The 24,995-nt window shown below is 70.2% G+C and carries 23 protein-coding genes; 12 read left to right on the plus strand and 11 right to left on the minus strand.

The features are described 5' to 3' along the window. Window positions 1-54: 54 nt before the first annotated feature. A complete protein-coding gene (locus ACF1B9_RS05230) occupies window positions 55-780 on the minus strand; it encodes a FadR/GntR family transcriptional regulator (protein WP_391739167.1) in 726 nt (241 codons plus the stop codon). 281 nt (window positions 781-1,061) lie between these two features. Here ACF1B9_RS05230 and ACF1B9_RS05235 point away from each other — a divergent pair, with 281 nt between their 5' ends. The 5 genes from ACF1B9_RS05235 (at window position 1,062) to ACF1B9_RS05255 (ending at window position 7,140) form a co-directional block, all read left to right on the plus strand. Next, the gene (locus ACF1B9_RS05235) at window positions 1,062-2,297 is read left to right on the plus strand and encodes an aminotransferase class V-fold PLP-dependent enzyme (protein ID WP_391739336.1); all 1,236 of its coding nucleotides are present in this window, start codon (window positions 1,062-1,064) and stop codon (window positions 2,295-2,297) included. Window positions 2,298-2,376: 79 nt separating this feature from the next. Next, entirely contained in the window at window positions 2,377-3,678 is a 1,302-nt protein-coding gene (locus ACF1B9_RS05240) for an ABC transporter substrate-binding protein (RefSeq protein WP_391739168.1), read from the plus strand. Window positions 3,679-3,686: 8 nt separating this feature from the next. After that, on the plus strand, window positions 3,687-4,844 hold the full coding sequence (locus tag ACF1B9_RS05245) for a carbohydrate ABC transporter permease (RefSeq protein ID WP_391739169.1): 1,158 nt from the start codon (window positions 3,687-3,689) through the stop codon (window positions 4,842-4,844). Beyond that, window positions 4,841-5,677 carry a carbohydrate ABC transporter permease gene (locus tag ACF1B9_RS05250; RefSeq protein ID WP_391739170.1) on the plus strand — a complete coding sequence of 279 codons (837 nt, stop codon included), beginning with the start codon at window positions 4,841-4,843 and terminating at the stop codon, window positions 5,675-5,677. The genes ACF1B9_RS05245 and ACF1B9_RS05250 overlap by 4 nt, the downstream gene beginning before the upstream one ends. Window positions 5,678-6,270: 593 nt before the next feature. Then, window positions 6,271-7,140: an LLM class F420-dependent oxidoreductase gene (locus ACF1B9_RS05255; RefSeq protein WP_391739171.1), complete on the plus strand. Its 870-nt coding sequence runs from the start codon at window positions 6,271-6,273 to the stop codon at window positions 7,138-7,140. 108 nt (window positions 7,141-7,248) lie between these two features. On the opposite strand, the gene ACF1B9_RS05260 is transcribed toward ACF1B9_RS05255, so the two are convergent. From ACF1B9_RS05260 to ACF1B9_RS05275, 4 genes are all read right to left on the minus strand, one after another. Continuing rightward, window positions 7,249-7,659 carry a VOC family protein gene (locus tag ACF1B9_RS05260; RefSeq protein WP_391739172.1) on the minus strand — a complete coding sequence of 137 codons (411 nt, stop codon included), beginning with the start codon at window positions 7,657-7,659 and terminating at the stop codon, window positions 7,249-7,251. 149 nt (window positions 7,660-7,808) lie between these two features. Further along, complete coding sequence (locus ACF1B9_RS05265; protein ID WP_391739173.1) at window positions 7,809-8,201, minus strand: helix-turn-helix domain-containing protein; 393 nt, start codon at window positions 8,199-8,201, stop codon at window positions 7,809-7,811. A gap of 210 nt (window positions 8,202-8,411) precedes the next feature. Continuing rightward, window positions 8,412-9,515: a serine hydrolase domain-containing protein gene (locus ACF1B9_RS05270; protein WP_391739174.1), complete on the minus strand. Its 1,104-nt coding sequence runs from the start codon at window positions 9,513-9,515 to the stop codon at window positions 8,412-8,414. A gap of 304 nt (window positions 9,516-9,819) precedes the next feature. Further along, complete coding sequence (locus ACF1B9_RS05275; protein ID WP_391739175.1) at window positions 9,820-10,323, minus strand: DinB family protein; 504 nt, start codon at window positions 10,321-10,323, stop codon at window positions 9,820-9,822. A gap of 242 nt (window positions 10,324-10,565) precedes the next feature. On the opposite strand from ACF1B9_RS05275, the gene ACF1B9_RS05280 reads away from it, so the two are divergent. The 3 genes from ACF1B9_RS05280 to ACF1B9_RS05290 all read left to right on the plus strand — a co-directional run bounded on the left by ACF1B9_RS05280 (window position 10,566) and on the right by ACF1B9_RS05290 (window position 14,480). Next, a complete protein-coding gene (locus tag ACF1B9_RS05280) occupies window positions 10,566-11,159 on the plus strand; it encodes a hypothetical protein (protein ID WP_391739176.1) in 594 nt (197 codons plus the stop codon). Window positions 11,160-11,328: 169 nt separating this feature from the next. Next, the gene (locus tag ACF1B9_RS05285) at window positions 11,329-13,701 is read left to right on the plus strand and encodes a Tox-REase-5 domain-containing protein (RefSeq protein ID WP_391739177.1); all 2,373 of its coding nucleotides are present in this window, start codon (window positions 11,329-11,331) and stop codon (window positions 13,699-13,701) included. Window positions 13,702-13,751: 50 nt separating this feature from the next. After that, window positions 13,752-14,480, plus strand: coding sequence for an Imm52 family immunity protein (locus ACF1B9_RS05290; RefSeq protein ID WP_391739178.1), 729 nt, complete (start codon window positions 13,752-13,754; stop codon window positions 14,478-14,480). Between the two features lie 117 nt (window positions 14,481-14,597). Here ACF1B9_RS05290 and ACF1B9_RS05295 read toward each other — a convergent pair whose 3' ends face one another. The 5 genes from ACF1B9_RS05295 to ACF1B9_RS05315 form a co-directional block, all read right to left on the minus strand. Next, entirely contained in the window at window positions 14,598-15,047 is a 450-nt protein-coding gene (locus ACF1B9_RS05295; protein WP_391739179.1) for a DUF3592 domain-containing protein, read from the minus strand. 20 nt (window positions 15,048-15,067) lie between these two features. Continuing rightward, the gene (locus tag ACF1B9_RS05300; protein WP_391739180.1) at window positions 15,068-15,652 is read right to left on the minus strand and encodes a hypothetical protein; all 585 of its coding nucleotides are present in this window, start codon (window positions 15,650-15,652) and stop codon (window positions 15,068-15,070) included. Window positions 15,653-15,727: 75 nt separating this feature from the next. Continuing rightward, window positions 15,728-17,722, minus strand: coding sequence for a hypothetical protein (locus ACF1B9_RS05305; RefSeq protein WP_391739181.1), 1,995 nt, complete (start codon window positions 17,720-17,722; stop codon window positions 15,728-15,730). A 310-nt stretch (window positions 17,723-18,032) separates the two neighbouring features. Next, window positions 18,033-19,463, minus strand: coding sequence for an APC family permease (locus tag ACF1B9_RS05310; RefSeq protein WP_391739182.1), 1,431 nt, complete (start codon window positions 19,461-19,463; stop codon window positions 18,033-18,035). Further along, a complete protein-coding gene (locus tag ACF1B9_RS05315) occupies window positions 19,460-20,608 on the minus strand; it encodes a Zn-dependent alcohol dehydrogenase (protein ID WP_391739183.1) in 1,149 nt (382 codons plus the stop codon). The genes ACF1B9_RS05310 and ACF1B9_RS05315 overlap by 4 nt, the downstream gene beginning before the upstream one ends. A 195-nt stretch (window positions 20,609-20,803) precedes the next feature. Here ACF1B9_RS05315 and ACF1B9_RS05320 point away from each other — a divergent pair, with 195 nt between their 5' ends. Together ACF1B9_RS05320 and ACF1B9_RS05325 are read left to right on the plus strand one after the other, a co-directional pair. Next, a complete protein-coding gene (locus ACF1B9_RS05320; RefSeq protein ID WP_351085461.1) occupies window positions 20,804-21,388 on the plus strand; it encodes an XRE family transcriptional regulator in 585 nt (194 codons plus the stop codon). A 31-nt stretch (window positions 21,389-21,419) separates the two neighbouring features. Continuing rightward, window positions 21,420-22,652: a hypothetical protein gene (locus ACF1B9_RS05325; RefSeq protein WP_391739184.1), complete on the plus strand. Its 1,233-nt coding sequence runs from the start codon at window positions 21,420-21,422 to the stop codon at window positions 22,650-22,652. Window positions 22,653-22,734: 82 nt separating this feature from the next. Here ACF1B9_RS05325 and ACF1B9_RS05330 read toward each other — a convergent pair whose 3' ends face one another. Beyond that, on the minus strand, window positions 22,735-23,118 hold the full coding sequence (locus ACF1B9_RS05330) for a DUF192 domain-containing protein (protein WP_391739185.1): 384 nt from the start codon (window positions 23,116-23,118) through the stop codon (window positions 22,735-22,737). Window positions 23,119-23,221: 103 nt separating this feature from the next. Here ACF1B9_RS05330 and ACF1B9_RS05335 point away from each other — a divergent pair, with 103 nt between their 5' ends. Together ACF1B9_RS05335 and ACF1B9_RS05340 are read left to right on the plus strand one after the other, a co-directional pair. Continuing rightward, window positions 23,222-24,034, plus strand: coding sequence for a prepilin peptidase (locus tag ACF1B9_RS05335; RefSeq protein WP_391739186.1), 813 nt, complete (start codon window positions 23,222-23,224; stop codon window positions 24,032-24,034). 84 nt (window positions 24,035-24,118) lie between these two features. After that, complete coding sequence (locus tag ACF1B9_RS05340) at window positions 24,119-24,982, plus strand: class I SAM-dependent methyltransferase (protein ID WP_391739187.1); 864 nt, start codon at window positions 24,119-24,121, stop codon at window positions 24,980-24,982. Window positions 24,983-24,995: the final 13 nt, after the last annotated feature.

Raw genomic sequence — 24,995 nt, forward strand, 5'->3', positions numbered from 1 at the left:
AGCCGCAGTGGGGCGCGCGGCAGTCGTCCGGCGAAGCGCGGGCGGACCCCGAGGTCAGGCGTCCGCCCCGGGGCTCGCTGGTGGCTCGGGGGCCGGCTCCGGTGTCTGCGGCAGGAAGGCGTGCAGCCACCTCTCCGTATGCGCCACATGCGCGGACGCCGCGGCCGCCGCCGCCACGGGGTCCCTGTTCGCGATCGCCGTCGCGATCGCCCGGTGGTCCTCGTCGCTGGAGCGCTTGATGCGGGGGCCCTCGGGCAGGGTGAAGACCTGGTAGGTGCGGGAGCGGGCGCGGAAGACTCCCAGGAGGGACTTGAGGGTCGGGTTGCCGCCGACGCGGGCGATCTCCGCGTGGAAGTCCTGGTCGAGCGCGGAGACCCGGTCCGGATCCTCGGTGGCCTCCATCGCCTCCATGTACGCGAAGATCGTGCTCAGCGACTCGGGCGTGATCCGTGCCGCCGCCTGCGCCGCCGCGTGCGACTCCAGGACGCGCCGTATCTCGTACATCTCCAGGAGCCCGGTCAGCGGCAGCAGGTCGACGGTGAGCGAGAGACTGCCGACGATGTCCTCGGGCCGGAGCTGCGAGACGTACGTACCGGAGCCGTGACGCGCTTCGATCACGCCGAGCGCCGCGAGCATACGGATTCCCTCGCGCAACGAGCCGCGTGAGACGCCGAGTTCCGCGCAGAGGTCGCTCTCGGGCGGCAGGCGCTGACCGGCGACGAGACGCCCGTCGGCGATCATGCGGCGCAGGCCGTGGAGCGCCTGGTCGACTGCGGACATCGCTTCCCCTCCCGAGGCGTCGACGGCGGCGGTCCGGTGGCACCACCCACGGTCGAATGTGCTGTCGATTCTACAGATTCATTGGATTTCTTCCGTGATTCCTTCCCGAGTCATCCGATGACATCGCTGGGCTCAGGTAACTAATTCGTGAAAAACCTTGTCGTTCCCTGAGTCCAGTGTCAGGATGCGCCGCAAGTCATCAGACCTCTTTCTGTGACTGTCCGATGTATCGACCGTAGCGTCCGTCGAGACGACAAGGCCAAGGGGAGATCTTGAACCACGTGAACGAGACCTGCGTCACCACGGCGCCCCGCCCCCTGCTGCTGGCCGACGGTCGGCCGGCGATCGAGGCGTGGTCACTGCTGTCCTCGCACCAGCACCTCAACCACGGGTCGTTCGGGGCGGTGCCGCTCGTCGCGCAGCGGGAGCAGGACCGGCTGCGCGAGGAGATGGACCGCTCGCCAGGCACCTGGTTCCCGGCGCTCCCGGCGCGCGTGGCGGCGGCGCGGACGGAGATCGCCGCGTTCCTGCGGGTCCCCGCCGACGACCTCGCCCTCGTGCCGAACGCGAGCGGTGGCGCGAGCGTGGTCTATGCGAACGTCCCCGTGAGGCCTGGCGGCGAGGTCGTCGTGACCGACCACGGCTACGGCGCGGTGACCATGGGCGCCCGCCGTCTCGCGCGCCGCTGGGGCGGCACCGTCCGGACCGCGCGGATCCCGCTCGACGCCGGCGAGGACGAGGCGTACGAGGCCGTGGCCGCCCAACTCACCGGCTCCACCGGACTGGTCGTCCTGGACCACATCACCTCCGCCACCGCCCGCTGGATGCCGGTGGAGCGGATCGGCACGCTGGCGCGGGAGCGCGGCATTCCGCTCCTGGTCGACGGCGCGCACGTGCCCGGCCTCGCCGAGGACCCGCTCGCGGGCCTGGAGTGCGACGTGTGGATCGGCAACCTGCACAAGTTCGGCTGCGCGCCCCGCGGTACGTCGGCCCTGGTCGCCCGGGGACCGCTGCGGGACGCGCTCTACCCGCTGATCGACTCCTGGGGCGCCGAGGAACCGTTCCCGCACCGCTTCGACACTCAGGGCACCATCGACGCGACGAGCTATCTCGCGGCCCCGACCGCCCTCGACTTCATCGACGGCGTCTGGGGCTGGGACGCGGCCCGTACGTACATGACGGAACTCGCGGACTACGCGGAACGCCTCATCGGTGACGCCTTCGCCGAGGCCACCGGCGCCGACGCCGCCGTGGACGTCGGCATGCCGGTCAACGCGCTGCGCCTCGTACGGCTCCCCGACGGTCTCGGCACGACCCACGCCGCGGCCGACGCGCTGCGCGACCGGGTCGCCGCAGAACTGGACGTCGAGGCGGCGTTCACGAGCTTCGGCGGCGCCGGGTACTTCCGCCTGTCGACGCACGTCTACAACACCGCCGCCGACTTCGAGGACTTCGCCGAGCGCTGCGTTCCCGTGCTCGTCGACTGGGCCCGCGCCCCGCAGGCCATGTCCCGGTGACCCCCCGCGACCCCCGCCCCCGCAGATCCCCGTCCTGCACCACCGTCACCGATCCCCTGGAACTGGGAGGACAACAGTGTTGAGCAGAAGAACGGCCGCCACGGCTCTCTGTCTCGCCGCCACTCTCGTGCTGCCGGGCTGTGCCGTGGGAGGAGGCGGCGCCGCTGACGGCACCGTCACCCTGCACATGGTCGAGAGCCTCACCAACCCCACCCGCACCGCGGTCCTGAAGGACCTCATAGCGGAGTTCGAGAAGCAGAACCCCAAGATCAAGGTCGATCTGATCTCGCCGCCCACCGATCAGGCGGACCAGAAGATCCAGCAGATGCTCCAATCCGGCAGCGGCATCGACACCTTGGAGGTCCGGGACATCACCTCGGGGCCGTGGTCGACCAACCGCTGGCTGTACGACATGAGCAAGGACCTGAAGGGCTGGGCCGGCTGGGACGAGCTGACGGACAACACGGTCAAGTACGCCAAGGACGCCAAGGGCCGCACGTACTACATCCCGTACGGCTTCTACGGACTCAGCCTCTTCTACCGCAGCGATCTGGTCACCGGGGCCGGCTTCAAGAACCCGCCCGTGAGCTGGGACGACCTCCTTGAGCAGGCCACCGCGATCCAGAACCCGGGCAAGCGCCAGTACGGGTACGCGTTCCGGGGCGGGCCGAACGCCAACAGCAACGCCGTGGCCGTCATCGAGGCGTACGTCGCCGACAAGATCGACCGCGACAACGGCTTCAAGCTCACCGACGGCAGGACGATCTTCTCGGCGCCGGAAGCGCTGACCGCACTCAAGACGTACCTCGCCCTGTTCAAGAAGGCGTCGCCGCCGTCGTCCGTCGCCTGGGGCTACCCGGAGATGGTCGAGGGCTTCTCCAACGGCTCGACGGCGTTCCTCCTCCAGGACCCGGAAGTCATCGCGACGCTCGGCGAATCGAAGGCGATCAGCCGACAGCAGTGGACCACGGCGCCGCTGCTCACCGGGCCCAGCGGCAAGGCCGTCCAGCCGGTGGCGACCGCGGGCTGGGGGATCGCCGCGGGCAGCAAGCACAAGGCGGAGGCCACCAAGCTCGTCAAGTTCCTCGCCGAGGGCGACGCGGCCACCACGTTCGACAAGAAGAACAGCCTGGTGCCCATTCTGAAGAGCGCCGCCGACGACGCGTACTACAAGACCGGCGCCTGGGCGAGCTACGTGAAGATGACGGAGAACCCGGACGCGTACATCACCGTCACACAGCCGCGTGACTCCTCCTGGTGGACCGAGTGGATCCAGAAGTCGGACGCCGACATCCAGAAGGTGCTGCTCGGCAAGATGACGCCCGAGCAGCTCCTCACCGGCTGGGACTCCTACTGGACCGGCAAGTGGAAGAGTCGGTGAAGGAGCCGGTGGCGTCCCCCTCCGCGCGGCCGGAGGGCGAGCCGGGCGGGACGCCCACACCCACCACCCGTAGTACGGACGCCGCAGTGGGTACCCGCCCGGACGCCGGTGCGGGTCCCCGCCCCGGTGCCGGCGGGCGCGGCTCCACCACCGCCGCCTCCGCCGCGGCGGCCCCCCGCCCGCGCCGACCCGTCTTCACCGGCCGTCAAGGGCTGACCGTCGCCGCCTTCATGGCCCCGGCCGCCCTGTTCGTCGCGGTGTTCATCTACTACCCGATGATCGCGGGCAGTCAGATGGCCTTCCGGAACTGGAACCTGAACGACCTCACCGACACCTCCTGGGTGGGTCTGAAGAACTTCCGGGAAATCTTCACCGACCCGGTGTTCGGCACGATCCTGAGCAATACCGGGATCTGGGTCGTGGGATCGATCGTGCCGCAGTTCGTCATCGGGTTCGCCCTCGCGCTGTGGCTGCGCCGCCGGTTCCGTCTCCGCGGGCTCTACCAGGCGATGATCTTCTTTCCATGGGCCATTTCCGGGTTCCTGATCGGCATCCTGTTCCGCTGGATGTTCAACAGTGAATTCGGTGTCGTCAACGACCTGTTGGAGAAGGCCGGCCTGATCGACGAACCGATTCCCTGGCTCGCCGATCCGAAAACCGCGATGGTCGCCGTACTCGTCGCCAACATCTGGTACGGCGTCACGTTCTTCGCCATCATGATCCTCGCCGCCCTCCAGTCCATCCCGGACGAAATCTACGAAGCGGCCGAGATCGACGGCGCGGGCAAGGTCCGTACGCTGTTCCGGATCACGATTCCCTCCATCCGGGGAACGCTGTCGCTGACCGTGCTGCTCCGGGTCATCTGGATCTTCAACTTCCCCGACCTCATCTTCGCGATGACAGGCGGCGGGCCGTCCAACGAGACGCACATCGTGACCACGTGGATGATCACCGTCACGCAACAGGGCGACTACGGAAGGGCGTCGGCGATCGGCCTCATCGTCGTCGCGATGCTCCTGGTCTTCTCGGTCTTCCATCTGACGGCCACGCGCGAGAAGCCGGCCACCGGCGGAAGGCCGACCATCGGCGGGAGACGGGCCATCGGCGGGAGACGGGCCACCGACCGTGATCCGAGGACGCGCAAGGCGAAAGGAACAGTTTCGTGATCGGGAAGGAGTCCGCCACAGGGCGCACGGTCCGTATCCTCTTTCTCTCCCTCTGGCTGGCCGTCACGGTGTTCCCGCTGTACTGGATCACCGTCACGTCCTTCAAGAGCCCCGGGACGATCTTCTCGTTCCCGATCTCCTACTGGCCCGCGCACTTCTCCCTGGAGAACTACACCGGGCTTTTCCGTGAGGCCCGGTTCGGCGTCTATCTCACCAACAGTCTGATCATCGCGACGGCCGCCGGAACGGTGGCGACCGCGATATCGATGCTGTCGGCGTACGTGCTGGCCCGTTTCGAGTTCCGCACCAAGGGGGCGGTGCTGATGGCGGCCCTCGTCACGCAGATGATCCCTTCATTCATCGCGCTCGGTCCGCTCTACATGATGATGACGGAACTGAACCTGGTGGACAGCCGGTTCGGGCTCACCCTCGTCTACATCGCTGTGTGCATTCCCTTCTGCACGGTCATGCTCCGCGGCTTCTTCGAGAACATCCCGGACGCGCTGGAGGAAGCCGCCATGATCGACGGCTGCTCACGCCTCGGGGCCCTGTTCCGGGTGCTCCTTCCGGTGATGCGGCCCGGAATCGTCGCCGCCTTCATCTTCAACTTCGTCAACTGCTGGAACGAGCTGTTCCTGTCGGTGACCCTGATGAACGGCGACGCCCACAAGACGGTCCCCACGGCCCTGAACGGCTTCATCTCCAGCTTCAACATCGACTGGGGCTCCATGTCCGCCGCGGCGGTCCTCACCATCGCCCCGACGATGATCCTCTTCGCTTTCGCGAGCCGCCATATCGTGCAGGGGCTCACTTCAGGGGCGGTCAAGGGGTAGGGCTACGGAGGAGGTCCCCAAGTGGTGTGTGAACCGGTGGAGGCGGGCGCCGCGACCCGGCCGTCCCGCTGGTGGCGGAAAACGTCTCGGCGGGTGCGGTGTGAACCCTTCGCGGTAGCCCCCGTGGCCTGACGACGAAGGCGGCGACGGCCTTCGGCCCCCGGGCGGCGGCGCGGCGGCGATCGTCGCCGGGACCGCCGCCGTCGTGCCAGGCGTCCGAGGGTGAGAACTCGTAAGCCGCCGCGGTGGCCCTGGCAGGGACGGCGCGACCGGCGGCAGCGCCCGGAGCGATGTCCGGTGCGATGTCCGGGGCGTAGGCCCGGGGTCCGGGTACGGCGCGGGCCGGCCACTCACGGCCGGGCCCTCGAACCCGACGCTTTCGCGTAGCCGACCATTCGGCCGAGAGGACGGTGGCGGAAGTGCCGATGGCCGCAGGGGCGCGTAGCGTGACTACCGACTACGGACGGTGGCTGTGGGGCGGGTGGCCAGGAGGTGGAACGCCGACAAGCCCGGAGCGCGAATCCGGCCGACCCTCCGGCCGGGGCGGCGACGCCGTCCCGAGCCTGCTCCCCCTTGACCCGCGGAGGTCGGACGTGAAGCTCGGCTTGCACTACTGGAACTACTCGACGCCGGCCGACCCCGCGCTGATCGCGCCGACGCTCGCGGAGTCGGTACGGGTCGCCGAACAGGCGGGAATCTCGTCGTTCACCGTGATGGATCACTACTTCCAGATGGAGACCGGGCAGACCGTCGCCGACGACCCGATGCTGGAGGGGTACACGACGCTCGGCTTCGTGGCGGCGGTGAGCGAGCGCATGACGCTCGGGCTGATGGTCACGGGAGTGATGTACCGGCACCCCGGGCTGCTGGCGAAGATCGTCACCAGCCTCGACGTGCTGTCGGGCGGCAGGGCCAGGCTGGGCATCGGTGCCTCCTGGTACGAGCGCGAGCAGTACGGGCTCGGCGTGCCGGTGGTCCCGGTCGCCGAGCGTTTCGAACGGCTGGAGGAGACGATCCTGATCTGCCTCCAGATGTGGAGCGACGACAACGGCCCGTTCCGGGGCCGTCATTACCAGCTCGCCGAGACGCTGTGCGTACCCGAGCCGATCGGCGAGCGCCCGTCGATCCTGATCGGTGGCGGGGGCGAGCGGAAGACCCTGCTCCTGGCCGCCCGGTACGCGGACGCCTGCAACCTGTTCGCCACCGACCAGGAAGAAGTGGCCCACAAGCTCGATGTGCTGCGCGCGCACTGTGACGCGGAGGGCCGCGACTACGACGCCATCGAGAAGACCGTGATGTACAACGGCCCCGTGCTGGACAAACCCGGCGCCTTTCTCGTGGCGGCGGAAGCGTACGCGGACCTGGGCATCAGCGAGATCCAGGTGCTGCCGGACCGGCACCCGGTCAGCTTCACCCACCAGATCGCCGAGCACATCGCGCCCGGCATCGCCGCGATCGGGTAGCCGCGCGGGACGCGCGTCGGGAGACCGGTCCGCGCCCGTTCCGGTCGCACGCATGTGGGGGCCGGCACGTCCTCGCGCCGGCCCCCGCTCCCACTACCGGGACAGTGCTCAGGCCTTCGGCTGGGTGAAGCGGATGCGGTTGCCGAAGGGGTCGCGCAGGGCGCAGTCGATTCCGTACGGGCGTTCGGTCGGCTCCTCGGTGAACTCGACGCCCCGGCTCAGCAGCGTCTCGTACGTCTTGCGGCAGTCGTCCGTGGTGAAGATGAGCCAGCCGCCCATCGCGCCCTTGGTCACCAACTCGCGTACCTGCTGAGCCGTCTCCTCGGACATCGCCGGGGCACCCGGCTTCTCCAGCATGATCTCGCGCCCGGGGTGCCCGGGGACGCTGACGGTCAGCCAGCGCATGATGCCCATGTCGACATCGGTGTTGACCTCCAGGCCGAGCTTGCCGACGTAGAAGTCGAGGGCCTCGTCCTGGTCGAGTACGTATATCTGCGAATGCGTGATGGCGTTGAACATGTGCATCACGCTACTGGGCAAGTCCGACGAGAACTTATCCAAAACTGCTCTGTCGAACGGCGCGGCCGATGGGCGGCGCGAGCAGGTGCGGACGGGTGGGCGCCACGAGCAGGGAGGGGTGGTGCGGGCGGTGCCGGTGGTGCCGCCGGTCAGTCGCTCGGCCGCATCCAGGTCATGGTGAAACACGTCGGGACGCCCGTGGGCGTCGCTTCCCTGCGGTACGTCCTCGGCGACCGGCCGACGATGTCACGGAACGTACGGCTGAAGGTTCCCGGGCTGCCGAAGCCGACCTCGAAGCAGATGTCCGTCACGCTCCGGTCGGTCTCCCGCAGCAGGAACATCGCGCGCTCGACACGGCGGCGCTGCAGGTAGCGGTGCGGCGTCTCGCCGAACGTGGCCCGGAACGTACGCGTGAAGTGCGCCGGGGACACATGGGCGATCCGCGCCAGGGCGGGGACGTCCAGCGGTTGCGCGTAGGCGCGGTCCATCGCGTCCCGTGACCGGAGCAAGCGGCGGTTGGTCTCTTCTGCGGCGCGGCTCACCGTGCCATCACACCACGGTTCTCCACAGGCACAGGCACAGGCCCAGGCACAGGCCCGGACCCGGCCCCGGGCCTGGACCCGGACCCGGCCCCGAACCCGAATCCGGCCCTGGGCCCGGCCCCGGACCCCGTTATGGCAACGTCTCGTGATCAAGAAACGCGCCGTCCGAACACCACCCGCCTGGCCGCAGCTGGGCCCGACCGGAGAGTCTCAGCTGGTGGCGGCCTTCGCGATCAGCTCGCTGATCTGATCGACCGCGGCGGAAGGACCAGGGAAGAACCGGTTCTTGGTCAGCGCGAAGGAAATGCCGGTCGCGGTGTCGGCATACGCCGCGCTGCCTCCCATGCCGGGCATGCCGAAAACGCTCAGCGTCTCCTGCGGGGCGGCTCCGGGCCGGCCGAGGTTGTAGCCCAGCGCGCGCGGCATCGGGAAGCCGACCATTTGGTCGACATCGGCCGTGGCCAGGGCCGTGAACTCACGCAGCCGCTCGTCCGAGACCAGCCGGACACCATCCACCTCACCAAGCAGCGCGGCGTACATCCTGGCCACCGCGCGGGCGGACATCGTGCCGCCCGAGGGAATGTCCGAAGTGAGCACCACGGGGTTGTTGCCGTATGTGGCGCTGGGGGTCACGGCGGGCGGCGTGGCCTTGAGCATCGGCATGTCGGCGGGCACCGCTGCCATCATCGCGGCGGTACCGGGCGCCTCCTCGAGTCGGGCGAGCCGGCCGAGCTCGGACTCCGGGACGCCGAAGAACAACTCGTCGGCGATGCCCAGCGGAGCCGCCACCTCCTGCCTGAGTACGTGCGAGATCGGCTTGCCGGTCGCCCGGCGGACGATTTCGCCCATCACGAAGCCCCAGGTCATCGCGTGGTAGCCGGTCTTGGTCCCGGGCTCCCACCAAGGCTCGGAGCCGGCGATCAGGGCACACATCCTGTCCCAGTCAGCCAGGTCCTGCACCGTGAGGTCGGACGGCACTGCCGGGACGCCGATGGAGTGGGTCAGCGCGTGGCGGATGGTTGCCTTGTTCTTGCCGTGGGCGCCGAACTCGGGCCAGAACTCCACGATCGGCGTGTCATAGTCAAGGGCGCCGCGGTCTGCGAGGACGTGCACCACCGTCGCAGTCACACCCTTGCCGGTGGAGGCGCTGTAGAACGGGATGTCCGAGGTGACCGGACGGCCGCTGTCCGGATCGGCGACGCCCGCCACCGCGTCCACCACCAGCTCACCGTGCCGGTACACCGCGACCTGGACACCCAGCTCGGCGCCCGACTCCACCAGCTGGTCAATGGCCTGTTGCGCAAGCTTCTGCATGATGTTCGTGCCCTCTCGATCTTTGGCTGCGGTGCTTGTGGGCACCGTTCACCCGAGAGTCGGTACCAACGGTGAGATCTCGACATCTCCACAGCGCTGCTCGGCGCTGCCCCGACCATCAGGCCGGCCGAGCTCGGGTTGATCCGGGACGAGAACCCAAACGAACGGGCGCATACGCCCGCCCATTCGCGGCCCGCACCGGGCACCCGGCCGTCTCCACCGGCGGTGGACTTCGGACCTCTGAGCAGGCACCACCCGCGTTCGGCTCCGGAGCCAACCCCCGAAGGACTTCCGAAGCCGACCACTACGCGCCGGTGGTGCCGTCCACGATCTCGCGGATGATGTCGAGGTGGCCGTTGTGCCGGGCGGTCTCCTCGATCAGGTGCAGGACGATCCAGCGCAGATCGGGAAAGCGGCCGTCCCGGCGCGGGCGTCGGGCCGGCGTGTCCAGGTCGTGGGAGGCGACCAGTTCGCGGTAACGCGTCGTCCGCGCCTCGTACTGCGACAGCACATCGGTGAGCGGCATGTCCACCGCGATCCGCATCTCGCGGTCGGGGTCCTCGTCCGTCCACGGCCCTTCGTCCTCACCGCCGAGGAACATCACCTCGAACCAGTGGTACTCGACCCAGCTGAGGTGGTTGATCAGCCCGGCGATCGTCATCAGGGGTGAGCCGGGCAGCGGGGCCCGGCGGGCATCGTCCGGCGAGATGCCCTCGCACTTGGCGCGTGCGGTGTCGCGGGCGTAGTCGAGGAAGGTGGCCAACTGGGTGCGCTCGTCCCATGCGGGAGGCGAATCGGTGCGTGTCATCGGCGTACACGATGTGTGATGGCCCTGCCCCTGTCCACCGCATTGTTCCATTGGGGCCCGCCCCTGGGTCCGTGGGCCCACGCCGGGACATGCCGGTCTCATTACGCTCGTACGTGACCCAACCGTGAGCCCACCCGGCCCGCGCCCGTCACGGGCGCCCGTCCGGCGCGCCCATACGCACGTTGATCTGCACCTCCAACTGAATTCGTTCCCTGGGGTGATGTATCGATGGTGATGTATCCATGAGTGACGGTTTCTTCTACTCGTACCATCTCGGCTGGAGCCGCCCGGACGCCGAGTCGCTCTTCGGCGACCTCGACGCGGCGGGACTGCGGCTCCGCCACCCCGTCACGAGGCGGGTCACACTCCTCGGCCCGGGGCCGGACCCATGGGGCACTCCTTCGTGGGTGACCAGGGAACAGCTCGTGCTCCTGGCCGGCCTGCAACGGCTCGACAGGGTCGACTTCGTCCTGTGGATGCACAGCGGAACCGACGTGCCCGCGCGCATCCGACGGATGGCGGACGGAGTCGTCGCTCTCGAATTCGGCTTCGGGCGGCTGACGCGGGACGAGCAGGAGGTGGCCGCGCGGGCGATCAGGGAGGCGATAGGAAGGGCCTCCGTGCTCTGCATCGGCTTCGTGGTCGACCGGGAGGGCGCTTCCGCGGCGACCGACTGGAGCGGCGTCGTCATCAACGGAACCACCTACTTCGACAGTTGGCCGGACACCCTCGCCGTACGGCATGAAATAGCGGCGATGCAACCCCAGTTGGCGGGCGTGAACTCGTACGACCAGTCGCCCTGGATGCTGTTCGGGAGCGAGGTCCCCAGCCGGTAGCCGGACCCTTTCCGCCTCGCCGCAGCCGTAACTCCCGTCGGTATACCCAACTTTGAGCCTTGCATTGGGCCCTGAGACCCATGCCCGAAGGGTGCCGATGTGGTCGGATGCGTGAAGTGGCTGAACTGTGGCTGCACACCGACAAGCTGGGGGACTCGTCGTGTCTGGCATGGGCGGAATTGCGATTTCGGGTGGCGCCGGTGGGGGTGCCGCCGTGGTCCAGCACGGCAGGCAGCCGCTGCCGCGCCCGCTGCAGGCGGTGCTGATCCTCGTCCGGATCCTCTTCGCCGCCGCGGTCCTGGGCGGCGCGGGCGTGCTGACGGTGGCCTCGGCGGTGAACGAGGTCGACGGCCGGCTGTTCGGGCTGCTGCTGTACGCGGCGCTCCCGAGTGTGAGCGCGTTCGTGCTCTCGTTGTACCTGCGGACCGGCGGCATCTGGATCTGGCGTGGGCTCCTGGCCATACATGTCTGGCTCACCCTCGGCGCGCTGGCGACCCTCGGCGGTGGCGGCGGGCGTGGCGTCACGCAGCTGGTGATCCCCGTCACCGTGATCGTCCTGCTGTTCCGGCCGAGCTCGCGCGAATGGTTCGACCTTCCCCTCGAACAGCGCTTGCCGCACCGGCGGTTCAGCATCGCGCGGATGATCAGATGGCGCCGCGACGACGACGGCCAGACCGCGATGGAATACCTGGGCATGGTCCTGGTGGTCGTGGCCCTCATCGGCGGGCTCGTCGCCACGGGCATCGGCGCCCAGCTGACGGGCGAAATGCAGAACGCGATCTGCAAGCTCACCGGGAGCGCGTGCCCTGCGCCCGGGGGCGACGTCGTGGCCGGGAACGAGGGGCACGACGGGGGTGCGACGCCCGGGAGCACGACGGCCGGGGGCGCGGACTCCGGCGGCTCCGGCTCGGACTCCGGCGGTACGGACTCGGGCGGGTCGGTTGTCGGTGGCGGCACGAACTCCGGGGGGTCGCACTCCGGGGGGTCGGACTCCGGAGGGTCGGACTCCGGCGGCTCCGGCACCGCAGGCTCCGGCACCGCAGGCTCCGGTTCCGGCGGCTCGGGCGCGGCCGGCGCCTCCGGCGGGAGCGACACGGCCATCAAGGTCGACGACGGCGGCGACGACGTGGACAGCTCCGGGGAGCCGGACGGCGGCGACGTCCCGGACGACGGCGGCGACGGTGGCGACGAGAAGCCCGGTGAGAGCTGCACCTCCGGCGTCGGCGCGTTCTTCTCCTGCGCCGCCCATCAGACCGGCGGATTCTTCAAGGGCCTGATCGGCGACGGCCTGTGGGGCGACATCACCGGCACCTTCGACACGATCTTCCACCCCATCAAGGCGTGGAACGGCCTGATGGACTACGGCAAGAGCCTCGGCGACAAGTGGAGCCAGGACTCCAAGGGCGCCGGGGACAAGTGGTCCAAGGGCGACTACCTCGGTGCGGTCTGGGACTGGACCAAGGCGTCCGGTGGCACCGGGCTGAAGGTCCTGGACGACATGTTCATCGGCGACGACGTCCGCGACATGTGGAAGAAGGGCAACGAGGGCCAGGCGATCGGCACCGGCCTCTGGAACATCGGCTCGCTGCTCATCCCGGGCTACGGCGAGGCCAAGCTCATCGGCAAGTTCGGAAAGCTGGGCAAGCTCGGGAAACTCGGCAAGCTCGGCGAAGTCGCCGAGAAGGCCTCGGAGGCCGCGGCCAAGGCGAAGAAGGCCGCCAAGGCGGGCGATGTCGGGGCAGCCGAGAAGGCCGCGAAGGAAGCGCAGCAGCACGCCGACGACGCCGCCGAGAAGGCCGGCCTCAAGGGCTGCACCGTCGGCATGGGCGGCCGTGTGCGGGTCCCGTACGGCAGCGGTGCGGGCATGGGGCTGCCCGGCTCGGGCACCGGCGTCATGGCCGCGACCCGCACGTCCGTGCCCGTCGGGTTCTTCGCCGGAAAGTGCGACGAGGTCGACCCGGAGAAGAAGGCGGCCGCCGACGAGGCCCAGAAGCAGGCCGACGAGGCGAAGAAGGCGGCCGACGCGGCCAAGCGCCGGAAGGCCCTGGAAGCCGCCCAGAACCAGCCGAAGCCGGCCTGGTACAAGGACCTCAAGGACCCGCCGGCCGGGGCCAAGGACGGCGGCGCGGGCAACTGGCAGGAGATCAGGCCCGGCGTCTGGAACTACCCGACCGAGATGGGTGCCCGCTACCAGGAACAGATCTCCAAGGTGGGCCGCGGCAAGGAGTACCGGGTTCCGCTGGACAAACTCACCGGCAAGCCGGTCGACTTCGACGGCTGGGACGCCTCGCGGGGCACCTACCTGGAGGCGAAGTACGGGTACAAGGGCAAGGACTACTACAACGCCGACACCGGGACGCTCACGTCGAAGGTCGCCGACCGGTGGGCGGACCAGGCGCGCCGGCAGGTCGACGCGGCACGCGGCAAGCCGGTCGAGTGGCACCTGTCCGACCCGGACGTCGCCGAGGCGGCGCGAGAGATGTTCGAGGACCGGGGCATCCCGGTTAAGGTGATCCACACCCCGGGGGACGTGACCGGCTGAACGCCGGACGGGGTGTGGAACCGCAGACCGGAGCCCGAGGAGAACGTGTCGTGCTGAACGTCGTAGTCAACGGTTTCTGGGGCCTTCGCGGGGAATCGGTGCCGGGCATCGCCGAGCGCTGGTCCGGCACGCTCAGCGCGCTCAAGGACATCGACGGCACGACGTTCGACGTATGGCACGAGGCCGGTGACGACCTCCCGTCCGATCCCGTGCTGGAGCCCTCGGTCCCCGTACTGGCGCAGTACATCGAGCGGAAGAACACGGGCCCCGACCTCGACGTGGTGGGCTACACGACGTCGTTGTGGGCGCAGAACCCCGCCGCGGCGCGGGTGTCCATGGCCATTCACGCGGGCAGTACCTCGCACTACGCGGTGAACTCCGTCTCGCTCGCCTTCCGGTCGCGCGAGGTGGACGAAACCGCGGAGGTGATCCGGCGCGCTCCGGAGATCCTGCGCCTCCTCGCGGAGAACTGGGAGATCGACGCCGGGCAGGTGTACGACAGGCCCCAGTACCGGGCGGTGGCCGAGCGGTTCGACCTGGCGAACAGCGACCCTCGCTGCGGCCGTGCGGTCTTCCTCTCCGCCGGCCGTGCCGTCCTCGCACCCGAGGGGCTGCCCGGCACGTACGTCCGCACCGCACACGATGGACTGGTCATCGACCTCACCCGTGGCGGTACAAAGTCCCCGGCCATCGAGACGATCATCGAGGCGAACACACGACTGCGGGCTGCTGGGGCGCTGGAAAAGCTCCCGATGCCGTTCGACCGGGCCACGTTCTGACCCCTGCGTGCCCGTGAGCGGCGTGCCTCAGAGCCAAACCCGTCAGAGCCAAACCCGTCAGAGCCAAACCCGTCAGAGCCAAACCCGTCAGAGCCAAACCCGTCAGAGCCAAACCCGTCAGAGCCACCCACGCATCGCCGCGAACCCGACCAGCAGCCCGACCGCGAACAACCCGAGCACGACCGCGAACACCGCCGGCATCACCACCGGCCCCCACGCCCCCCGCCCCGCCACCGTGGCGCTCCCCGAAGGGTCGGCCGGGTCGTAGCTGACGCGGACCGGCGCCCCGATCTCGAAGCCGAAGGGGCCCGGGGCATGGTCGGTGAACTCGATGTCGTGGCCGTCCCTGGTGCGGAACGCGAAGACGTACTCGGTGGCGTAACTCCGGTCCATGCCCGGACCCCGGTCGACGGTCCGGCGGTCCGCGCACCGGCCCTCGGCGTGTTCGCCGTGCCGCACCAGCCGCAGCACCCGGTTCAGACGGAGCGCCGACCGGATGGCGAACGCGCCGAGGAGGAGTCCGAACAGAAGCAGGAACGTGGCCGTGCCGCCGGGCAGGATCTGCATGAACGAGCGCCCCTGATCCGCTACTTGACCGTGATCGAATCGACGAACGCGTCGAGGTCCTGCCGGCTCAGCGAGCCCTTCACCGCGTTGATCCGGACCGCGAACGGCACGTGCTTCGAATCGACGCCCGCCACCACGACACCCGTCATCGGGGTGCCCGGAGCCGGGGTCCGGTCCTTGCCGCTGGACGTGAACTCGTAGTCGATCCTGCGCGCCTCGCGGGCGCTCTCCGCGCCCGCGAGCCGCACGTCCGAGGTGTTCTTGCGGGTCGCTCCGAGACCGATACCGGCACCCGCGGCCGCCGCCGCCTCACCGGCGTCGTCCACGCCCGTGGCGAAGTCGAGCTGCACGGAGACCATGCCGCTGCGCAGCCCGCCCTCCTCCTTGAGCGCGACGGCGGCGTTGGCCTTGGCCCGGTCGGCCGCGGACTGCTCCTTGTACCCCTTGTTCTCGGGGTAGCCGACGGAGAGGCTCTTGGTGTCGAGCTTTCCCCAGCCCTCCGGGAGCGCGGCGGCGTCGCCGCCGCAGCCGGTGAGCAGGGTGAGGCCGATGGCGGCGGCAGCAGCTGCGCCGATTGCCCGGGACATCTTCATCGTCGTCGTCATCGCCTATCGCCTCTTCGTCGTGCGTGGTCGGTGCTGTGCCGTAGCGGTACCGTGCCGCAGCCGGTACCGCCTTGGCTACTTGGCGCAGTAGCTGTACGGAAGGTACGAGCGCTTGTCGCCCTGCGGAGCGCCGAGGAACTGCGCGTCCGTCAGTGTCTCCTTCTTGTGCTCGTCCGAGATGGAGAATCCGAGACTCATGCCGAGCGACACCTCGAAGCCGAACTCCTGGGCGTCCGTCTCACCGTGGTACTTCATGCTGCTCGACAGCCCGTCCTGGAACATCAGCTGTTCGAACGGATCGGTTCCGGTGGGCTTCTGCTGCATGGAGTGGTCGCCGAACATGTACTCGAACGGGGCGGTGTTGTTGCCGGAGCCGTTCAGCCACTGCTCGGCGACGGCCCGCTTGTCCTCGGTGGCCTGGTCGGTGTCCTTGCCGAAGACGATCGAGTTGGTCAGGACCTCGATGCCGGTCTCGCTGGAGGAGTCGGTGCCGCTGACCTTGCCGCCGCGCTTGTCGCCGTCCTTCTTGCCGTTGTCGCCGCTGATGTCGCCCTTGTCGGACCCGGCGCCGCCCTCGACGGTCTGGGTCATGTCGATGCGGACGATCTTGCCGGTCTTCTGGTCGCGGGTGACGGTGATCGCACCGGTCCGGCTGTCCTTCGCCGCGGCCGTGCCGCCGAGCGGACCGGCCGAACCGCCGACCTTGCCCTCCAGTTCGAGCTTGGCGGTGTACGTGTACGACTCGTTGCCGTTCACGTCGTCCTTGGTGATGGTCACCTCGGGGGAGAACTTGGCCTTGCCGCCGAGCTTGGCGCCGAGCTTGGTCTCGTCGCCCGCGCTGATGGAGAGACCGCCGTCCGCGTACGCGTTGAGGCCGATGGTCGAGTAGGAGATCTTCTTGTCGCCGATCTTCTTCTCGACGTCCTTCTTCTTGTCGGCCCACTTCATGCCGGAGTACCAGCCGCCGCCGTAACCACCGCTGTACTTGGTGGAGGTCTCCCACATCTTCATTTCCTCGATGTCGTCCCGCATCTTCTTGGCTTCTTCCTCGCTCTTGAAGACCCAGGTGTCACCGTTGGTGATCTTGATGCCGCCGCCGACGTCCACATCCGCCTTGCCCAGTTTGCCGAGCTTGATGCCGGGGGTGCTGGCGGTCGCGCCGGCCGAGGCGGCGTCCGTGAAGGTCATGTAGACCAGCTTGTCGTTCTCGTCGACCTTGCCGTCGCCGTTCACATCGGTCTTGGCCTGGCTGACCTTCTGCTGGAAGCCGTACTCGTTGCCCCACTCGAACCAGCCGATCTTGACCTTGTCGCCGACGGTGTCGGAGATGCTGGAGACCTGGCACATCTTGGGCTCGTAGTCGGCGTCCGTCTTCGGCTTCGCGGTGGTGGGCCCGCCGCCCGTGGTGCAGGCGGCACCGCCGCCGCCCATCGAACTGATCGCACAGCGGATGCGTTCGCCGATCTGGCCGCCCACGCCCGCCATGGCCATCGCGCCGATCAGCGTGACGACGAGGACGATCACCCCGAGGTACTCCATCGCGGTGGCTCCGCCGTCCCGCCACGAGTACGAGTGGGGCACGGGCGCCTGCTCCTCGCGGTCGTCCAGCAACCGGTCGACGGCGAGTCCCGCGGCCGAACCCGTCACGAGCGTGACGACCGGCATCAACGTGCCCTCAAGGCCCACGAGATGCCAGGACACCGCGAATCCGTAGAGGAGTGCGGCCAGCGGGACGCCGAGCGCGGCGACCAAGGTGATCAGGCGCGACTCGCGCCGCTCGTCGGGCAGGACGCGGGCCGCGGCCAGGACCGTGAGCACGGTCGTGATGACGTTCGGCACATGCAGCAGGGCGAGCCGCCAGCCGAACGACGCGAGCCGCTGGTCGGTGGCCAGCATCTCGACGAGCCCGCGCGACACCAGGTATCCGGCGGCGATGTAGACCAGGGCACCCGCGGCCCAACTGCGCGTCAGGGCGAAGAACACGCCACCGCCCGCGCCGGAACCACCACCCCCGCTCCCCGGTGGTATGTGGCCCGCGCTTCCGCTTCCCCAGCCCCCGCCACCCGTCACGGTTCTTCCTCTCCGACGCTCATCTGCCATGCCTGTGCCCGCAGTTACGCATACGGGTCTGGCCGTGAGCGTACGGGTGCACGGGCCGGGTGACCTGGGCCCTTGGCCCCAAAGTCGGGCCCAACGAGCGATGCCCCGCCCCGCCCGCGGGGTGCGGGGGAGCAGGGCGTCGGGGGAGCGGGGGAGAGGGACACAGGGGGCGGGGCAGGGCGGGCGCGGGTCCGGACCGGCCACCGGGCGGCCGGTCCGGGTCCGGAACGGTGGCCCGGTTCCGGCCATGGGGCGGACGGTCCGGACCCGCGCCGGAGGGTCAGTCCAGGTCGTCCGCGAACGTCCCCGCGCGTTCGGCGACCTCGGGCCTGCGGACCCGCAGCACGGCGAAGCCGACGATGCCGACGACCAGCGCGCCGACGAACACGTACGGCAGCACGTTCAGCGGCCAGGCCGGGACCGGCCACAGGTTGCGGTAGAAGACGTAGATCATCGCGGCGGCGCCGATCAGCCCCAGGCCCCAGGTGACGAGCAGGCCGCGGGCCCCGATCCGGCGTACGAACAGCGGCGCGGCCAGACACACCAGGGTGTAGCTGAGCATGTAGCCGAAGACACCGATGGTGTCGATGTACGACGTCGCGTTCAGCGGCGCGGTCCCGGCGCCGACCACGAGCACCGCGGGAACGGCGACGAACGGGGCGACGGCCCAGATCGCCACGGACGGGGTCCGGTGACGGGGGTGGGCGACGCCGAGCCGGGCCGGCATCACACCCTCCTTCGCCATCCCGAACAGCAGCCGGGCGGCGACGGTGATGCAGGCCATCACCACGGCCACGAACGACGCCGCGAAGCCTGCGTGCAGAAAGAACTTCAGGAAGCCGAGACCGGACAGCTCCGCCAGTTCGTCCATCGGGTCGCTGCTCCTCGCCAGGGCGTCCGCCCCGCCGAACCCGGCGACCTGAGCGTACGTCGCGAACATGTAGAGCACACCGGCCAGCACCGCACTGCCCATCACCGAGCGGGGGATCGCCTTGTACGGATCGGTGGCCTCGGCCCCGAGCGACGCGGCGCCCTCGAAGCCGACGAAGCCGAGCACGCCCAGCACCACGGCGAAGACGACACCGTCGAGGGTGGAGCCGCTGAGGCTCAGCTGCTCGGTGTCGATGATGTTCCCGCTCTTGAAGAAGGCGGGGACCAGCACGACGACGATGAGGACGATCGACACGACCTCCAGCACGGAGGCGACGCGCGCCGCCGTCCGCACACTGGCGATCGTCAGCCGGATCGCGACGGCGGCCAGCAGCAGATCGAGCAGGATCTGGCCGGGGATGCCGGTGAAGATCCCGATGCCGATCTGGTCGAGGGCGCGCGCCGTGTAGTACCCGGCGCCCGCGAGCGAACCCGAACCGATGCATATTGCGCCGATGAGCAGGGCCCACCCGGTCACGAAGGAGCCGGGTGCCCCGAGCGAGAGTCGGGAGAAGGCGTACAGCGAGCCGACCCCGGCGCGTCGGCGGGCGAACACGCAGATGCAGTACGCGATGGCGAGGACGGCGGCCATGGCCAGGAAGAACGAGAACCAGGCGCCGTTGCCGGCGGACGCCGCCATGCTGGCGGGGGCGAACGCGATGACGGCGCTGGGCGCGACATTCGCGACGCTCTGCGCGCCGACCTCGAACGTGGAGACGGAGCGGTGGGCCAGGCCGTCGGCCGGCTTTCCGGGCGCGGCCTGCTTTCCGGCGGTGCTCATGTCCGGTCCTCCATCATCAGCAGCTGACGCAGGGCGTGGCCGGCGGCGAGGTCGGCCAGGGCGTCGCCCGCCTCGTCCAGCGGGCGCCGTGCCGAGATCATCGATTCCACGTCGAGCTCACCCGACACCACGAGGTCCACCAGCGCCGGGATGTCGCGGGCGGCGTCGACCGAGCCGTAGTTGGAGCCGAGGATGCGCTGGTCGGCCTCGGCGAGCGCGAGCGGGTCGAAGCGCGCGGTGCGGCCGGTCGGCGGCAGGCCGACGATGACGGCGGCGCCGCCCTGACCGAGCGCGGCGATGGCCTGCTCGGTGGTCTCGATCTTGCCGATGGCGTCGAACACGTAGTCCAGGCCCTCCGGGACCAGGGCCCGCAGCGTCTCGACGACATCGCCCTCACGCGCGTCGACCGCGTCCGTCGCACCGAGCCGGCGGGCCAGCTCCAGCTTCTCGGGGACGACGTCGACGGCGACGACGCGGCCGGCCCCTGCCAGCCGGGCGCCCTGCACACACGACAGGCCCACACCGCCGCAGCCGATGACGGCGACGGTGGCCCCGGCCTCGACGCCCGCGGTGTTGCGGACCGCGCCGACACCGGTGGCGATGGCGCAGCCGACCAGGGCGATCACATCGAGGGGCGCGTCCTCGCGCACCTTGATCGCGCCTGACGCGGGTACCACGACGCGCTCGGCGAACGAGGAGACGCCCAGGTAGTGGTGGGCCGGTTCGCCGTCGACGGAGAGCCGGCTGGTGCCGTCGTACAGCACCCCGCCCGGCGCCACGACCTCGGCGACCAGGCTGCACGCGGCCGGACGCCCGGAGAGGCAGAAACGGCAGGTGCCGCAGGACGGGACCCAGGACAGCACGACGTGATCGCCGGGTTCGAGACCGGTGACACCCTCGCCGACGGCGGTGACCACGCCCGAGCCCTCGTGTCCCAGGACGACCGGGGTGGGGTGGTCCCACTCGCCGCGGATGACATGGAGGTCGGAGTGGCAGACACCGGCCGCCGTGACGGCGACCTCGACCTCCCCGGGGCCGGGCGGGGCCAGGGTGACGTCGGTGACGGTCACCTCCTGCCCCGGGGAGCGGAAGACGACGCCGCGCACGGTGCGCGCGGTGCTCTCTTGGGAAGACGGGGAGCTCATCGGCTTACTCCTCGGATGGTGCGGTACGGGCGGGGGAGGGGAGGGCGGCACAGCGGTCCACCCGGACGCCTTGTTTAGCGCCATTAAACTTTCGTCAAAGTTTTACAGCACTAAACTCGATGGGTAAAGACCCTTCTGACCTGCGTTTGTCCCCGGCCACCGACCGTGACCTCCTCGACGGGTAGCGTGTCCGCCATGTCCGAAGCCTCTGACAGCCACATGTCCACGATCGGTCCGCGGCTGCGTGAGCTCCGCCGGGCACAAGGGCTGACGCTCGCTCAGATCGCCGAATCCGCAGGCGTGACCAAGGGGTTCGTCAGCCTCGCCGAACGCGGCAAGACCTCGGTCTCCGTCCCGACCCTGATCCGTATCTGCGAGGCACTGGGCACCGGCATCGCCGCGCTCTTCGACTATCCGGACCAGGACGTCGTCAAGGGCGGCCTGGGCGCCAAGCTGGAAATGGGCGGACACGGCATCGAGGAGTTCCTCCTCACACCGGCCGAGGAACGGCACGTCCAGGTCATGCGGACGATCCTGCGCCCCGGCGGCGGCTCGGGCGGCGCGTACAGCCTGGAGGCCGAGACCGTCTTCGCCTACCTGGTCCGCGGCACGCTGCGCCTGAGCGTGGACGGCGAGCCCAGGTTCCTGGAGGCCGGTGACTCGACGACGTTCTCGGCCCGCGCCGCGCACGCCTGGGACAACCCCGGCGAGGAGGAGGCCGAGGTCCTCTGGTCGATCGCCCCCGCCCTGCCGCTCTCCCGCACCAAGCTCCGGCCGTGACCCCGCCGGCGCCGCGGCGATAATCGACAGCATGTCCGACGACGATCCGGCCGCTCAGGCCACCGCTACCGCACAGCGGCCCGTGCGGCGGCGCGGCCACCGAACGCCGCAGCCGCCCCGGCCCCCCGTACGCGGCCGGCTCGCCACGACCCTCGCGGCGGCGGCACCGGCCCTCGGGGCGTACGCGGCCGTGCGCCTGACGGGTCTCGTCGTCCTCGCCGCCGCCGCGTCCCACGCCGACAAGAGCGCCCTGCACCTCCTCGGCGGGCGCTGGGACTCCGTCTGGTACCAGCGGATCGCCGAGAACGGCTACGGGTACACCGTCACCCTTCCGAACGGCGGCGCCCACCCGGACCTGGCCTTCTTCCCTCTGCTGCCCGCTCTGGAACGGGCGGTCGCCGAGCTGACCCCGCTCTCCCTCGCGGGGGCCGGACTGCTGGTCGCCTGGGTCGCCTCGCTCCTCGCCGCCTGGGGGATCTTCGCCGTCGGGGCGCATCTGTACGGGCGCCGGGCCGGGGTGCTGCTGGCCGCGCTGTGGGGCGTGTACCCGACGGCGTTCGTCCAGTCGATGGCGTACACCGAGACGCTGTTCACCGCGTTCGCCGCCTGGGCGCTGTACGCCGTACTGACGCGGCGCTGGATCGTGGCGGGCGCCCTGTGCGTCCTCGCCGGGCTGACCAGGCCCTCCGCCGCGGCGCTCATCGCCGCCCTCGCGATCACCGCCGCGGTCACGCTCGTACGCGAGTACCGGGCCGGCCGGACCGACGGCATCGTGCGCCGCAACGCGCGGATGCTGACCGGTGTCGCGCTCGCGCCGCTGGGCTGGCTCGCGTACGTGGTGTTCGTCGCCGTTCGGCAGGGCGGCCCGTTCGCGTACTTCGACGTCCAGGCGCAGTGGGGCAACAGCATCGACGGAGGCGCGGCGCTCGCCTCGTTCATCCTCGGGCTGCCGCTGCCCGCCGCGCTCGGGCTGTGCGCGGCACTGGCGGGCCTGGGATGGGTGGTGTTCCTGTGCGTACGGCAGCGCCAGCCGCTCCCCGTACTCGCCTACTGCGTCGCCGTCGTCGTCATCGCGCTGATCGGCTCCGGGTACTTCGGGTCCAGACCGCGGCTGATGATGCCCGCGTTCCCGCTGCTCCTGCCGCCCGCCGTCGCGTTGCTGCGGCTGCGCACCACGGCCCGCACGGTGACGGTCGTGGCCGTGCTCGCGGTGGCTTCGGCGGCCTACGGGTCATGGACGCTGCTCGGTTCCGGCCCTCCGTGAGCCCGGTCCCGGTCGGGGCCGGGGCAGGCCCGGCGGGACGCGGCGGACCGCGCGGCCCCGGGCGTCGAGGTTCGAGACGGGCTCAGCCCCGGCTCTCCTCCGTCTGGACGATCCGCACCCGCGCCCCGGGCCGCAGCCCCCACTTCTCCATCGCCCCGGCCTCCGACTCGATCACGTGACGGGCCCGCAGCCGGGGCATCCCGAGCCGGCCCGGTTTCATCGTGTGGACGGCGACGACACGGAACTTCCGGTCCAGGTACGCCACATCGATGGCGAACCGCATCCGGAAGGTGTGCACACTCCCGCACGGGGTGATCAGCAGGGCGCCGTCGATCCCGTCCTGGCCGAGCAGTCCCCGGCTCCTGGCCCGGTACGTGGCCGCGATCCGCAGCGGTATCTCCGGCTCCTGCCCTCCCTGTGGATCGGTGACCGTCAACGTGCCGTTCCCATTGCGCCATTGAGCCATGGCCAAGACGGTAGCGTCCGGTGACCTCCGCTGGGTCCGGAACGGACCGCAGTGGGCCCCTGGACCCATGCCCCGTGCCCGCCGCCCGCCTAGGGTCTGCTCCGTGTACGCCATGCTGACAGCGCTCGCCGCACTCTGGGGCGCGGCGGCCGGACTGCTGGTCCCGCGCGCCGCCTACCGGTTCTCCGTCGACCCGGAGGACGCCTGGCGGGACAGCTGCCCCGTGGGCCACGCCCTGACGGGTGCCGCCCGCGGCTGGCTCGGCTCCACCCGGTGCGCCCAGTGCGCGGCGGCGGTGCCGGTGGCAGCCGCTCCGGGCGCCGAGCCGGGGGACGGGAGCGAAGGGGAGGGCGACCCCGTGCTGTCCACGGGGCGTTACGCCCCCGGCGTCCTGGTCCCCGTCGTCACCGCGCTCGCCTGCGCCGCACTCGCGGCGGCCACCGGACCGCGGCCCGAGCTCGCCGTCTGGCTGCTGCTGGCCCCCGTGGGCGTACTCCTGGCGACCATCGACCGTCGCGTGCACCGCCTGCCCGACCGCCTGACGCTGCCCGCCGCCGCGACCGTCGTCGTGCTCCTGGGCGTGGCGGCGCTGCTCCCGGAGCACGGCGGATCCTGGCTGTCCGCCCTGCTCGGCGGAGCGGCGCTCGGTGCCTTCTACTTCCTGCTCTTCCTCATCAATCCGAACGGCATGGGCTTCGGGGACGTCAAGCTCGCCCTGTCCCTGGGCGTCGCACTCGGCTGGTACGGCTGGCCCGTGCTCTTCGCCGGGGGGTTCGCCGGGTTCCTGCTCGGCGCGGCGTACGGGTTCGGGCTGATGGTCCTGAAACGCGCCGGACGCAGGACCGGCATCCCGTTCGGACCGTTCATGCTCACGGGTGCGCTGCTGGGCATGCTGCTCGGCGGGCTCGCCGCGTGACCGCCGCCGGGCGGACCGGCCGACGGCCCTGACGGCGCGGTATTGAGGTCGCGCGGACCGGTTCCCCGCTGACACCATTCACGCATGTCCGGAACACCCGAAGAGGCGCCAGGAGCGCCGGGCGCGGCGCACGCCGCCGGCGCGGAAGCAGAACGTGCGAGGTTCGACGCCCTCGTCGCCGAGGCCGCCACCGTCTCCGTCGACGGCTGGGACTTCTCCTGGCTCGACGGCCGGGCCACCGAACAGCGCCCTTCCTGGGGTTACGCCCGCGCCATGGCGGACCGGATGGGACGGGCCGGGGCAGCGCTCGACATCCAGACCGGGGGCGGCGAGGTCCTCGCCTCCGTACCGGAACTGCCGCGGCTCACCGTCGCCACCGAGTCCTGGCCGCCGAACATCGCCCGCGCCACCGCCCTCCTGCACCCGCTCGGCGTGGCCGTGGTCGCCGACGCGGACGAGCCGCCCCTGCCGTTCGGCGACAACGCCTTCGACCTGGTGGTCAGCCGGCATCCGGTGACCACCTGGTGGTCGGAGATCGCCCGGGTCCTCACCCCCGGCGGCACGTACTTCTCGCAGCAGGTCGGCCCGGCCAGCGTCTTCGAACTCGTCGAGTACTTCCTCGGCCCGCAGCCGCCCGAGGTGCGCCGCGCCCGCGACCCGGAGCAGGCACGTGGAGCCGCGGAGGCGGCCGGGCTGGAGGTCGTCGACCTGCGCGGGGAGAGACTGCGCACCGAATTCCTCGACATCGGCGCGGTCGTCTACTTCCTGCGGAAAGTGATCTGGATGGTGCCGGGCTTCACCGTCGAGGAGTACCGGCCGCGGCTGGCCGAGCTGCACCACCGGATCGAGACCGAGGGGCCGTTCGTCGCCCACACCACCCGGTTCCTGATCGAGGCTCGTAAACCGGGCCCCCTGCTTTCGCCCGGAGGATGCGACCCTGGACGGTGAGCGGATGGGGAGG

The sequence above is a fragment of the Streptomyces sp. NPDC014727 genome, assembly GCF_043083485.1.
In the GTDB taxonomy this organism is placed as follows: Bacteria; Actinomycetota; Actinomycetes; order Streptomycetales; family Streptomycetaceae; genus Streptomyces.

Excerpts from the sequence above, each read along its gene's own strand:
- ACF1B9_RS05230 (WP_391739167.1), bottom strand. The coding sequence starts at position 780 with ATGTCCGCAGTCGACCAGGCGCTCCACGGCCTGCGCCGCATGATCGCC.
- ACF1B9_RS05260 (WP_391739172.1), bottom strand. The coding sequence starts at position 7,659 with ATGTTCAACGCCATCACGCATTCGCAGATATACGTACTCGACCAGGAC.
- ACF1B9_RS05270 (WP_391739174.1), bottom strand. The coding sequence starts at position 9,515 with ATGCAGAAGCTTGCGCAACAGGCCATTGACCAGCTGGTGGAGTCGGGC.
- ACF1B9_RS05275 (WP_391739175.1), bottom strand. The coding sequence starts at position 10,323 with ATGACACGCACCGATTCGCCTCCCGCATGGGACGAGCGCACCCAGTTG.
- ACF1B9_RS05280 (WP_391739176.1), top strand. The coding sequence starts at position 10,566 with ATGAGTGACGGTTTCTTCTACTCGTACCATCTCGGCTGGAGCCGCCCG.
- ACF1B9_RS05285 (WP_391739177.1), top strand. The coding sequence starts at position 11,329 with ATGGGCGGAATTGCGATTTCGGGTGGCGCCGGTGGGGGTGCCGCCGTG.
- ACF1B9_RS05295 (WP_391739179.1), bottom strand. The coding sequence starts at position 15,047 with ATGCAGATCCTGCCCGGCGGCACGGCCACGTTCCTGCTTCTGTTCGGA.
- ACF1B9_RS05300 (WP_391739180.1), bottom strand. The coding sequence starts at position 15,652 with ATGACGACGACGATGAAGATGTCCCGGGCAATCGGCGCAGCTGCTGCC.
- ACF1B9_RS05310 (WP_391739182.1), bottom strand. The coding sequence starts at position 19,463 with ATGAGCACCGCCGGAAAGCAGGCCGCGCCCGGAAAGCCGGCCGACGGC.
- ACF1B9_RS05315 (WP_391739183.1), bottom strand. The coding sequence starts at position 20,608 with ATGAGCTCCCCGTCTTCCCAAGAGAGCACCGCGCGCACCGTGCGCGGC.
- ACF1B9_RS05320 (WP_351085461.1), top strand. The coding sequence starts at position 20,804 with ATGTCCGAAGCCTCTGACAGCCACATGTCCACGATCGGTCCGCGGCTG.
- ACF1B9_RS05325 (WP_391739184.1), top strand. The coding sequence starts at position 21,420 with ATGTCCGACGACGATCCGGCCGCTCAGGCCACCGCTACCGCACAGCGG.
- ACF1B9_RS05330 (WP_391739185.1), bottom strand. The coding sequence starts at position 23,118 with ATGGCTCAATGGCGCAATGGGAACGGCACGTTGACGGTCACCGATCCA.
- ACF1B9_RS05340 (WP_391739187.1), top strand. The coding sequence starts at position 24,119 with ATGTCCGGAACACCCGAAGAGGCGCCAGGAGCGCCGGGCGCGGCGCAC.